Origin of the sequence: Agrobacterium albertimagni AOL15 (assembly GCF_000300855.1) — a bacterium.
In the GTDB taxonomy this organism is placed as follows: Bacteria; Pseudomonadota; Alphaproteobacteria; order Rhizobiales; family Rhizobiaceae; genus Allorhizobium; species Allorhizobium albertimagni.
This window is the reverse complement of the sequence record NZ_ALJF01000006.1, coordinates 24,020-36,107: the sequence shown is the minus strand read 5'-3', so window position 1 is coordinate 36,107 and position 12,088 is coordinate 24,020. Positions and strand designations below refer to the sequence as shown.

The 12,088-nt window shown below is 58.3% G+C and carries 8 protein-coding genes; 3 read left to right on the top strand and 5 right to left on the bottom strand.

Going from position 1 to position 12,088, the window contains the following annotated elements:
• Positions 1-414: 414 nt before the first annotated feature.
• Together QWE_RS07185 and QWE_RS07180 are read left to right on the top strand one after the other, a co-directional pair.
• Complete coding sequence (locus tag QWE_RS07185) at positions 415-1,416, top strand: TAXI family TRAP transporter solute-binding subunit (protein ID WP_006725440.1); 1,002 nt, start codon at positions 415-417, stop codon at positions 1,414-1,416.
• A gap of 101 nt (positions 1,417-1,517) precedes the next feature.
• On the top strand, positions 1,518-3,599 hold the full coding sequence (locus tag QWE_RS07180; protein ID WP_006725439.1) for a TRAP transporter permease: 2,082 nt from the start codon (positions 1,518-1,520) through the stop codon (positions 3,597-3,599).
• 82 nt (positions 3,600-3,681) lie between these two features.
• Here the strand turns inward: QWE_RS07180 and QWE_RS07175 are convergent, their stop codons facing one another.
• Both QWE_RS07175 and QWE_RS07170 read right to left on the bottom strand, forming a co-directional pair.
• Positions 3,682-7,152, bottom strand: coding sequence for an AAA family ATPase (locus QWE_RS07175; RefSeq protein ID WP_006725438.1), 3,471 nt, complete (start codon positions 7,150-7,152; stop codon positions 3,682-3,684).
• A complete protein-coding gene (locus QWE_RS07170) occupies positions 7,152-8,420 on the bottom strand; it encodes a metallophosphoesterase family protein (RefSeq protein WP_006725437.1) in 1,269 nt (422 codons plus the stop codon). The genes QWE_RS07175 and QWE_RS07170 overlap by 1 nt, the downstream gene beginning before the upstream one ends.
• A 422-nt stretch (positions 8,421-8,842) precedes the next feature.
• On the opposite strand from QWE_RS07170, the gene QWE_RS07165 reads away from it, so the two are divergent.
• Positions 8,843-9,769, top strand: a complete 927-nt coding sequence (locus QWE_RS07165) for an ArdC family protein (RefSeq protein ID WP_006725436.1) — start codon at positions 8,843-8,845, stop codon at positions 9,767-9,769.
• Between the two features lie 10 nt (positions 9,770-9,779).
• Here QWE_RS07165 and QWE_RS07160 read toward each other — a convergent pair whose 3' ends face one another.
• Genes QWE_RS07160 through QWE_RS07150 form a run of 3 tightly spaced genes read right to left on the bottom strand, consistent with a single transcriptional unit; the run spans position 9,780 to position 12,068 of the window.
• Positions 9,780-11,015, bottom strand: coding sequence for a type II toxin-antitoxin system HipA family toxin (locus tag QWE_RS07160; protein ID WP_006725435.1), 1,236 nt, complete (start codon positions 11,013-11,015; stop codon positions 9,780-9,782).
• Positions 11,008-11,604: a helix-turn-helix domain-containing protein gene (locus tag QWE_RS07155; RefSeq protein ID WP_006725434.1), complete on the bottom strand. Its 597-nt coding sequence runs from the start codon at positions 11,602-11,604 to the stop codon at positions 11,008-11,010. Before QWE_RS07155 ends, QWE_RS07160 begins: the two co-directional genes overlap by 8 nt.
• A gap of 56 nt (positions 11,605-11,660) precedes the next feature.
• The gene (locus tag QWE_RS07150; protein WP_040299715.1) at positions 11,661-12,068 is read right to left on the bottom strand and encodes a transporter substrate-binding protein; all 408 of its coding nucleotides are present in this window, start codon (positions 12,066-12,068) and stop codon (positions 11,661-11,663) included.
• Positions 12,069-12,088: the final 20 nt, after the last annotated feature.

Sequence of the window (12,088 nt, the reverse complement as noted above, 5' to 3'; positions counted from 1 at the left end):
GTTGGTCTGCACGTTTGTGAAACTCGATGATTTTCAATGAAAATCGATTATTATCTTATTGGTCGCGTGAATTTTGATCTCTGATCCCCGGTAGGCCCCCAAGCTTGGAATGGCGCGGTGAGGCGTCAGATTAGCAGAATCATGACCGGGCTGATCACATCGCCAAAGAAACCAGCCGACCAAAAGGTCTTGGACTGGTCCGACCATTCTCACTGTGCCGCCCGTTTAAAAACCTCGAATGAGACTGCCCAGAAGCCTTTTGTCCGACCATGGGAGTGATCCCTGATCTGGGCACCAGGTCATATGATGACTGACCACAGGATTGAGCGAGGATACCGTTCAGCGTTGCCTTGCACCGATGTATGAAGGGTCATAAGCTGCTCGGAAATCAGAAGGGAAGAATAGGGAGATTCCATGAGACACTACAAATCCATCTTTGGCGCGGTTCTGGCGGTCGGCTTGGCAACATCTGCAGGTGCGCAGGACATGTCCTTCTTCCGCATCGGCACAGGTGGCACAGCTGGAACCTATTACCCAATCGGCGGATTGCTTGCCAATGCGATCTCCAACCCACCCGGTTCGCGCAGTTGCGAGGAGGGCGGCTCTTGTGGTGTGCCGGGTCTCGTCGCTTCGGCTCTGTCATCCAATGGGTCGGTTGCCAATATCAACGGCATCGCCGGCGGTACCTTGGAATCGGGATTTGCCCAGTCGGATGTGGCGACCTGGGCCTATACCGGTACGGGTATCTGGGAGGGCAAGCCCGCCGTTGAAAATCTTCGGGCGATTGCCAATCTCTATCCGGAGAGCATTCACCTCGTGGCCAGCGCAGCCTCAGGCATCAACAGCGTTGCCGACCTCAAGGGCAAGCGCGTCTCGCTGGACGAGCCAGGCTCTGGCACCCTGGTTGACGCTCGCGTCATTCTGGAAGGCTATGGCCTTTCCGAGGCTGACATCATGCCTGAATATCTCAAGCCCGATCAGGCGGCCGACCGCATGCGTGACGGCGCCATGGATGCCTTTTTCTTTGTTGGTGGCTATCCTGCCGGCGCCATTGCCGAACTTGCGAGCCAGCATGACGTGAAGCTGGTTTCGATCTCGTGTGAGGACGCACCAACGATCTGCGAGAAGTACACATTCTTCGCATCGGACACCGTTCCCGGCGGCACTTACGAAGGCAACGCCGATGACGTGAAGACACTCGCCGTTGGCGCACAGTGGGTCACCGGCGCGGATCAGCCAGAAGATCTGATCTATGGCATCACCAAGGCCTTGTGGAACGAAAACACCCGCAAGCAGCTCGATGCAGGCCATGCCAAGGGCAAGGCGATCACCAAGGAAACCGCGCTCAACGGCGTTGGCATTCCGCTGCATCCAGGTGCAGAAAAGTTCTACAAGGAAGCAGGGCTCCTGAAGTAGGACAAGGCCGATTGCTCATCCAATGAGAATGATCTTCGAAGGGCCGCGCAGTCGATGCGCGGCCCTCTGTTTCGGAAGCTTTAGAAAATCCTGGTGGGACGATGAGCGTGGATAAACAAGAGCTGGATCAGGGCAAGTCGGTCCGTCAATTGACTGCGGATGAATTGCAGGAGATCGAGGAGACATTCGATCCTGAGCTCCGTTTTCGCCGGCTGGTCTGGCCCCTGACCGTCATCACGGCGACGGTCCTGTTCCTCCTGTCATGCTACCATTTTTATACTGCAGGCTTTGGTATCCCTCAGGCAACAGTGCATCGGGGTCTGCATCTCGGTGTCACGCTTTTGGTCGTCTTCCTGAGCTTCTCGGCTTTCGGCAAGAAGGAGATGAAGCCGGGTGCCTTCACTCCCTTAGGTTTGCCGCTCGTCGACTGGATACTCGGCATCGCCGGCCTGATCGCCGCTCTCTATGTTCCCTGGATCTATAGCGACCTTGCCTTCCGCGTCGGAAATCCCTTGCCGATCGACGTCATCATGGGGACTGTCCTGATCGTCGTACTTCTGGAAGCGGTCCGTCGCTCCATGGGCTGGCCGCTGCCGGTGATCGCTCTCCTGTTTATCGGCTATGCCTACTTCGGCAGGGCGATGCCTGGCATTTTCGTGCATCCAGGCGCCAGCTGGTCCGGCATCGTGAACCACCTCTACCTGACGTCTCAAGGAATTTATGGCACCGCCCTTGGTGTCATTGCGACCTATGTTTTTCACTTCGTGCTGTTCGGTGTGATGGCAACCCGGATTGGTTTGGGGCAGCTCTTCATTGACGTGGCATCGGCCCTTGCTGGCCGGTACGCTGGCGGTCCGGCCAAGGTATCGGTTCTCTCATCGGCCCTGCTGGGGTCGATTTCGGGATCGTCGATCGCCAATACGGTCACAACAGGCGCGCTGACCATTCCGGCCATGATCCGCATCGGCTATCCCCGCCACTTTGCCGCGGCCGTTGAAGCGGCAGCTTCGACAGGCGGTCAAATCACGCCCCCTGTCATGGGCGCCGTGGCATTCCTGATGATCGAATATCTAGGCCTTCCGCTCACCACCATTTTGACCGCGGCCCTGGTGCCGGCTTTCATGCATTTTTTCGGCGTGCTCGTTCAAGTGCATCTGGAAGCCCGGCGGCTCGGCCTGCGCGGTCTGTCGGCGGCTGAATTGCCGAATGCCTGGAAGGTCCTCAAAGAAGGCTGGCTTTCGGTCGCGCCACTCATCGTTCTGATTGCAATCCTGTTGTCTGGACGTACGCCGTTTTCTGCCGCCTTCTGGTCGATAACGGCCTGTATCGCGGTTCTCATCATCCAGCAGGTTCGCGCAAGTGGTGTAGCCGATGGCCTGCGCGGAGCAGCCCATGGGGTTTGGGAAGGCTTCATCCTTGGCGCCAAGCAATCACTCTCCGTCACCGCTGCCGCAGCACTTGTGGGCGTTGTCATCGGGGTGGTGACGCTAACCGGCGTTGGTTTCAAAGTCGCCTATATGGTCACGGGCATTGCCCAGGATTGGGCCAGTTCCATTCACAGCTTGCTAGACTTTCTGCCCTTTGAGTTGATGGGCGTTCCGACGCTGACGCTGCTGTTCACCCTGATCCTGACGGCCATTGTTTGTATCCTGATGGGATGCGGCATTCCAACAACGGCGAACTACATCATCATGGTTGCTGTTGCCGCACCAATCCTGGGTCTCCTGGGCGTAGAACCGCTGGTCGCGCATTTCTTCGTCTTTTACTATGGGGTGCTCGCCGATGTGACGCCGCCGGTTGCGATGGCGGCCTATGCCGGCGCAGGCATCGCCAATGCCAATGCCTTCAAGGCGGGCAATACCGCCTTCAGGCTAAGCATGGGCAAGGCCTTGGTCCCCTTCGTGTTCGCCTTCCAGCCAGCCTTGCTGCTGGTGACCGATAACTTCACCTGGACCGCGTTTTTCCTTGCATTCGGTGGCACAATCCTCGGCATCTGGGCTTTGGCTGCGGCGGTCTCCAACTGGCTGTTCGCACCGCTCCATTGGTACGAACGCGCCGGCCTGGTTCTTGCTGCCATCTTGCTGGTTGCGCCCGATTTGATCGCAACATTGATTGGCATTTTGCTGATGGCACCGGTTGCAGCAAGGCAGTTGCTGCAGAACCGTCGTCGCTCGTCAGGTTAAGCTTTGATGTAGCCTGCTCTCAAGATCGTACCGGCGCAGAACTTCGCCTCATCAGGCAATCGGGCTTGGGCGCTTCAAAGTCTCAGTTGAGGTGATGGATCGTCACGTCGGGTACCACCCGCTGGGCGATCTCGCAAAGATGCCAGTGATGGGTCAGGTAGATGACCTGCCCCACCTTCGCCATCTCGCTCAGAAGCCGAAAGACTTCTTCCGAGCGCGGATTGTCGAAGCTCTCCATAATGTCGTCGGCGACGAAAGGCACGGGCGGTCGGATCGCCGCAAATTCCTCGTAACCTGCCAGCCGCAGCGCAAGATAGAGTTGGAACTGCGTTCCGGTGGACATGGCATCTGCCAGTTTTGAGCCGCCATCCCGTGTGACGCCGATCAGGATCTCGCGGTCACGATCCGGTTGGGTCGTCAGACCGGCATAATTGCCGCCGGTGATCAACCGAAATGCGTCAGACGCGCGGCGCATCATCGCACTGCGATGTCGATCCCTGTAAAGATGCAGCGCCTGGTCCGCGGCAAGTGTGCCGGTGCGAAGTATGAGATGCCTGCGGGCATGGTCTTCAATTTCAAGAAGGAGGGTGCGGCGCCGTGCCTCGATGCGAGCGACCGCGTCATCGCCGCCAACGGCATCCAGCTTTTGCTGTGCCAGAGACCTTTCAGCGTAGAGCTGCTTGGACTGTTCGGTCAAATCCTCAATCCGTCGCTCCAGCTCCATGCTATCGCGTTCCAACTGGTCGGCCTCGATTTCCCCCAGCCGTGTCGCAGCCTCGTCGAAGCTTGCCATTCTCAGCGCGTCCATGATCTGGTGGCGCACTTCGGTGATGCGCTTTTCCAGTTGATCACGCTCCCTGACCTGAGCCAGCAAGGCTTCGACCTCGGCAAGCCCGTCCACCTCGAAGAAGCGGGTCATCTCGTTTCGGCGGGCTTTATGTACGGCCAGCTCCTCCTCGAGGCCAAGCCGCTTCTCTTTCAGCTTTTCGAGTTCGGCCTGTTTGCCATCACGAAGCCGGTCGGCCAGCTTCGCTGCCTCAAAGCGCTGCGTGAGTGCATTGGCTGCAGTCACTATATCCTTGGTTGGAGTTTGCTCTTTGCATTCGATCAGCAAGCTTTCCATCGCTTCGCGAAACTGCACCTGATCACGCTCCATTGCCGCGACACGGCTCAAGAGATCCTGTCGCTCTTTCAAGACAGAGGGGAGGGTGCCAACAGCGGTTAAAATCGCTCTGACTGCCGGGATCGAGCCGGCCTTGTCGGCGAACCATGTGCGAGACAGCGTGTCGATCCAGTCCTTGTGCCAGGCGTCACTCCGTAGCTCTGCCTCGTGTTTGTCACGCTCCCGTTCCCTGATGTCACGCTCAATGTCGGCGACCGCCTTTTCAAGTGTGACCCGTGCCGTGCGTTCGGCCCGGGCTTCGGAAAGAGCGCCGGCTGCGGTCTGGACAAGCGCTGCGACCGACGGATCTGCGGCCTCGATGCCGGCTGCAGCAAGGCTGGCAACCACGGCTTCGACCAGTTGCTTGAGCTCGGCACGCAGCGGCTCGATAGCCTCCTGGCTCTCGTTCATCCTGTGCCAGGCGGCAAGCGCTGCGGCCCGTCGTGCCATCCACGTTTCGAGCGTGACCAGGCCCTCGCTGGCGCTGACGTCATGACTGATGACCTCGGGCAAGAGTGCTTTGATCTTTTGTACGAGTTTGTCGTGCTCGTCTTGCGCCTCTGCCAACAAAGCGAGTTGTCGCTCCAGCGCCACGTTAGCTGCCGCCTCACTCTGGCGCAACTGGCGCAGCTCAGCCAGTTCTTTGGCCCGCGACAATCGTGAGGCCGATATGGCGTCATCACGAAGCATCCGGGCTTCAAAGAATTTCGCGCTCGCGGCATCCAAGGAAGCCAGATGCGTCTGCCAAGCTGCATCGCGTTCGGCGCGAAGTTTGGCAGCCTCTCCGTCATCCAGCATCGCGTCGCTGGCACAGGTCGCAAGGCGCGCCTTTGTTTGCGCAAGTTCCACCTCAAGGTCGCGGATCCGGCCCTCTTGGTCAAAGATGCGTCTCTCGATCGCGACTGCCTGACTGCGCCAGAGTTCGATCTGACGCGGTTCGGTTGAAGCGGTGCGCTTGAGTACCTCCACGTCTCCGGTCCAGGGTGCCAGCTGCGCAATCGTGTTTTCGTAGCTACGACGTAATTCAGCGAGATTGCGTTCTTCCATGACAAGCCTGGCTGGAAGATCAGAGCCAGTCAGTTGCGCGTGTGCCGCCTCGAGGCGGCTGAGATGGGCGTGATTGATATGCGAGGCAATGCCCGCGCTTTTGTTTTCTGCCCGGAGACGTTCGAGATTTTCGCGTGAGCGCATGAGTTCCCGTTCGGCGGCCGTGCGCTTCGCATCGACGCCGGAGCGCTCTTCAATGAGATCCCTCAGTGTGCCAACCAAGGAGGCTGGCAAAAGAAGAGCGGCCGGGTCCGGGTGTTCCGGCTGCTCGAGATCGCTGAGAAGCCGGGCAAGGGCACCTTCCTGCTCTGCCAGTGCAAGTCGGCGCTTGGGCAGGTCGGCTTCCGCAGCCAGGTAGCGCGCGCGCCCTTGATCCAGCGTGTCCATATGCGCCGCAATGGTAGCGGCCTTGTCATCAAGGACAATCTCTTCGATTTCTTCGACCAGTTGTCGGGTCGCCCTGTCGGCGATCTCAACGATTGCGGAGAGACGGATCTCATCTTGCAACAGTTTTGGCAGCAGGTTGAACCATTCAGAAGGCGGGCGCGGCACGTCACCGAGCGCAGCCAGTTCACCATTCAGCCTGGTGAGCTCACGCTGAGCCGGCAGGGCGTTCAGCAGGCGCGTCAGTTCCTGATACCTGGCTTGCGCTTCGCCAAGCTCCCTCGTTGCCGTTCGGTAGGCCATATCGGCTTGGTCATGGCCTGTCTTTAAGCCTGCATAAGTCGACGCCAAAGTATCGATCGTGTTGCGCTCGACCTTCAGTGTGTCCAGCGCCCTCTTGAGTTCGGCAAGCTTGGTGCTGGACGATCGCTTCTTGTAGATCTGGTTCGCCTCGTCGGCCGCTGCTGCCAGTGACTTGCTGAGCCCTGCCAGCCCAGAGCTTGCTGAGAACAGCAGTTCTCCAAGCTCGCCTTTGCTCTGGATGATGGCATTGCCGCCCTCCTTGAGGGACTGGTCATCGAGTGAGAACATCGTCCGATAGGCCTCCCGGCCGATGCCGCCGAGCGCGCCCAGGAGCAGTGCCTCATTCAAAGCCTGACCACGCTCGTCGACGAGGCTACCGCTCCTTTGCTTCAGCCTTGCGACCTCGTGCTCAGCCCCATCGAACTCGAGACGCGCCCCGATCTTCATCGTGTTGTAGGGATGCAGAAAATTGTAAGGGCTGCGTTCGCCGATGCCATAGAGCAGATCGAGGAAGGCTGAAAAGGTTGTCGATTTCCCGGCTTCATTCAGTCCGTAGATGATATGCAGATCTGGTATGCCGGGTCGCGCTGCACCGAAATCGATGGAATGGTCGGTGAATTTTCCATAGCGGCTGAGATCAAGTCGGCGAAGGCGCATCAGTTGCCTCCTCGCTCGGCCGCCATCATCCGCGCAGCGATATCAATTGACCCCTCGGCCAAAAGGCTGTCCACGAAACGCTCGAAGGCAGCTTCGTCGCGCCCGGCGAAGTCGCGACATTCGGCTGGAAGGTCGCTCAGAAGCTCACGGACCATATCCCTCACTTCGTCGCGGAAGCCGCTTCGAGTGGTCACTTCCTCGCGCATCAGAGCACCAAGTTCAACGACGGGATTGGCCGCAAGGCTGTCGGGGGCTGACTGAGGCGTGTCAATCGCCAGTTCCAGCTTCTCGATCCAGGTCTTGCCGATCCGATCTCCGCGTTGCTCAGCCTCGGCCAGCATGAGATCGAGGTCGCGGCGGATCTGCCAGGCAAGAGGGGTCTGACCGGTCAACCGCAGCCGGGCAACGAGGTGCGCTGATGCAGTTCGCTCACGCTCGGCCGCCAGTCCCGTTTCGATTGCTCCGGCCGCATCGCGCCATTCCACAACATCTGTGAGATCGACCTCAACACGTTGAAACTGGGCTATGCTGGTCAGCCGCTCCTCAACCGTGATCGTTCGATCATCTGCCACGGTCACAATCGATACGGACTTCGGGCCAGCCTCGTTGATGTCGCGCCCCTGGGGCATGCCCGGCATGATGACTGTGGCTTTCCCGGCATGGTGGGTGCGTTGATGGATGTGACCAAGCGCCCAGTAGTCGAAGCCGGATGCGTGAAGATCGATCACATTGCAGGGCGCATAGGCGTCATGGCCAACAGATCCTGCAAGACTGGTATGCATGATGCCAATGTTCACCGCATCCAGCACCGGTGGTCTGTATCTCGGCAGCAGCGTTTCAGGCGCGTGTGGCTTGGCGAAGCTCAATCCGTGAAGTGCGATCGGCAGGCCCCCAGCGGTGATTTCAATCGCCTCAGCATTGCCTCCGAATATCTTGACCGTGTCCGGCAGGACCAATTCCTTGGCAATCTTCGACAGAGCATCGTGATTGCCCTTGATCAGATAGGTGCGGATGCCCGCCTGATGAAGTTTTTCCAGCTGTCCTGCGAGAAACCGCGCCGTCTTCATCGATGTCTGATCGCCGTCATAGAGATCGCCTGCGATGATCAAGGCGTCGACCTGTTCATCGAGGCAGAGATCGATGATTGCGGTCAGCGCTTGACGGCTCGCATCGCCAACAAGCTCCGCAAGCTCGGCATTGCGCAAAGCCAGCGAGCGGAGGGGGGAATCGAGATGAATGTCTGCTGTATGGACGAAGCGGAATGGCAAAGCGTTTCTGGATCCGTGCATTGGCGGTTGGTGTGGTGCAACCTTTCTGTTCTTCTCGTTGCCGAACGTCAACATCAGGCTGTGGCTGAAACCGGCTCAAGCGCCATGCGGTCTCAAGGCCTCGTCGGTTGTTCTGTTGCTCATGTCATGACGCTAAGCTCTACGCGTGCACATGACGAGATGCTTCATGATGTTTGCCCAAAAATTCGATGCTTGCTGATCAAGCTTCGTCCCTGTCGCAAGAGCCACGGCCATAGCTGCCTTCTTTAGGCGTTCCTGACAGCCCCTCCCATCCCATGCAACGGTATGCACCGTCTTTTCGCTTCGCCCGCCCCTTCGGGGTGCATGGGCTGTTCTGGCCTGTCTCTCCGGACGCCATCAGGCCGCGATGGTCGCGGTCTCCACAGCGAAAGGAGACAATCATGTCGAAATCATCGTCATCCAAATTCGATGTCCATCAGGAAGTCACCAACCGCATCGTCGATGCTCTCGAAAACGCAGGCGAGTTCCAGCTCCCCTGGATCGCCAACACAGCGACAAGCTTCGCACGTCCCGTCAATGTCGCATCGCGCAAGCCCTATAACGGCGTGAACATTGTCAGTCTCTGGGTCGCGGCCCAGGCTTCAGACTATCCCTCCAATGTCTGGGGCACATACCGCCAGTGGCAAGAGGCCGGTTGCCAGGTGCGCAAGGGCGAGAAATCCTCCCTCGTCGTCTTCTACAAGACTTTCGATGCCGAGCAGGTCAATGACCAGACCGGCGAGGCCGAGCAGGCCGAACGTAAGGTTCTGCGTGCCAGCTGGGTCTTCAATGCCGCCCAGGTCGATGGTTTCCCTCTTGATCAAGTGGATATCCCGGATCTGCCGGCATTCGATCCGATCGCTCTTGCCGAAGCCTTCGTCAAGGCAACCGGTGCCGTGATCGAAGAAGGTGGTGACAAGGCCTGCTATGTTCCCTTGGCTGACATGATCCGCATGCCGGAGCGTCGCCGCTTCACGGACACTGCCACCACGAGTGCTGCTGCAGGATTTTACAGCACGCTATGTCATGAGCTGACTCATTGGTCAGGCGCAAAGAGCCGACTTTCACGCGATCTTTCCGGCAGATTTGGCACTGAAGCCTATGCCATGGAAGAGCTTGTCGCCGAACTGGGGGCTGCCTTCCTGTGCGGCGATCTCGGTCTGGTACCCGAGCCGCGTCTCGATCATGCCCAGTACATCAAGCACTGGTTGACCGTGATGAAGTCCGACAAGAAGGCGGTGTTCACCGCAGCGTCGAAAGCCTCTGAGGCCAGCAACTGGTTGATGTCTCTGGCTGCCAAGCGTCACGACATAGAGGATGCGGCGTGAGCCGCATTCTTCACTCTTTGCCGGTGACGACAGGCAGCGTCTTAAGATGCTTGTCGATGGCCTCGACAACATCTTGGTGCATAGGAAGGTTGGACTTTTCGGCCTCCCATCGCTCCATGAAAAGCGCGACGGTTTCCTTGGCCGTATCAAGGACGAGTTTCTTGGGAAGGTTCGCTTTCGCAGACAGGTGGGCCAGCTCGTCCGTTGTGAACCCGGTGAACTCCTTCGTCCGGCTGAAGGTCAGCGCGGACTTGTCATTGGCGATATATGGGATCGTGGACACGAAGTCATAAGCAGGTGCAAGGCGGGCGTTTCGTCGATCAGGATAGATCAGCGACCAGTTTTTCAGATGCATGTCGCCATTGCCGATCAGGACATTGAATGTCAGGCGGCGAATGAATTCGGCCACATCGTCCTGATCGGATTCAGACGCGACCACCGATATCAGATTGCGGTAACTGGCTTTCTTGTACTTGTCCTCAGGGTAGACGTTAAAGACCTGCGCGAAATCCTCGATATGGGTCACGCTGCCATCCTCATTGCGATCGAAGCGCTCGATGACAAAGGCCTGTTGCCCGATCTTCTCAATACCGTCCGGCAGATTGCCGATCGATCGCACATCGATCAGCCCGATCGCTGGCACGTGGATCCCGACCATCCTCGCAAGGCTCATCATCGAGAATTCGTTTTCCGGAACGTTTGCAAACTCGCGCGAGGGGAGTTTGACGATCCGGTTGCCGCCGACGCCGCTGGTCGGAATGGTCAAGCCACCGCTGGCGCTTTGAACCGCCGAGAATTTGAGCTGCACACCCGCCAATGAAAACCGCATGGCATCTTCGGCAGCTTCCTTTGCGGCTTCGCCTTCCAGGATGTTGTGTGCTTCGTCCGGCCATTCTTCACCGTCTGCCGGGACGACGGTGATCGCGCCGGGCAGGTCTTGCCCGAGCACCCACAAGAGGAAGAACTCGCGGTCAATATGGATGTCAGCCCTGTCGGCCAGATACCGGCGCAGATGCCCCTCTGGTAGAAGGTTCGAGAAATAGGGCATCAGCTTGATTTTATACGGCCTAAAGTCCGTGATCAGGTCGCCGAGGCTATCCTTGAACTGGAGGCCGAGGGTCGGTCTGTCTCGGTTTTCGACATAGGCATCGTTGAAGGCAAAGAGCGTTTTTTCGGTTCCGACATAGGTGATGGTGCCGATGTCTTCGCCATAGAGGCGCACACTCAAAACAGATAGATCAGGCATCGTCATCCTCCTCATCTAACGAGTAGGCGGGACGATTGGCGCTGCGTTGTTCGCTCGTCGGCTCGAATTGGGCGATCTGGTTGCGGAGCGCTCTCATGCTGCTGGTCGCGTCCAATATGCCCTTCCAGTGCTCTGTCAGTTTGGCGTGGGCGATCATTTGGCGCAGTGAGCGGAGATTGCCCAGAAACCGCGTGTCTATCTGGAGACGCTGGAGTGCTGCCGTGGCTTTGCGCAGCTCATCCAGCTCCGGCAAGGTCGGCGCCTCGATCTGAAGGGCGCGAACCGCCTTTTGCAATCGCTGCATTTCCTTGTTGATCGCGGGCGGTTGGTTCACTTTGCGATCGGTGGTCTGACGCGTAATCGATTTGATCGCAGGCACCGCCTTGCGTGGTACCAAGGCGATCTCCAGATCCAATGCGCTGGCGATCGCGACGAGGCTGGACAGGCGCAGATCAACGCTGTTGGATTCGATCCGCGAAATCTGCGCTTGCGGGACGCCAGCCAACCGGCTCAACTCACGTTGGCTGAGCTGTTTTGCTTCTCTGGCTTCGCGTAGGCGATCCGCGATCTCCTGAGTCTCATATTTCATCGATGTTTATTTCTGCATCATTTTTCTCATTTGATGTCTTTTGCGATATCACATGATCACCGTTTTCTCAAGGTGATGTAGTATGGCGCATCAAAATCAAACTCTGATGCGTTATAATGCATCAGAATTTGACTTTGGGCGAATTGAGGGCGCTCCTCAAAACAGCTCCGAGCGGAGCCATGTCGTTCCATGACCGGCAGGACATCCTTGCGGCTCCACGATGTGATCTTGCCGATCACATGGCGCCAGCCTTGTTGACGAATGGCCGCGTCAGCCAGCGAGGCGTATTGTTCTGCGCGCCCCCTAGGGGCTGCAATCTTGGGTTCAAGGCGAAACGGGTCGTCCGTGCTTGCGTTGGCCTCGGAGGCCGCGGCCAGGGTGCCGTCCACTGCCTCGCGTCCCAAGGAAGCATAGGGGAGTGTGGTGGAATAAAGGATCGGGATCGGCGCGGTTTCGCGCGTCATCGAGACCATCTCCCCGATGC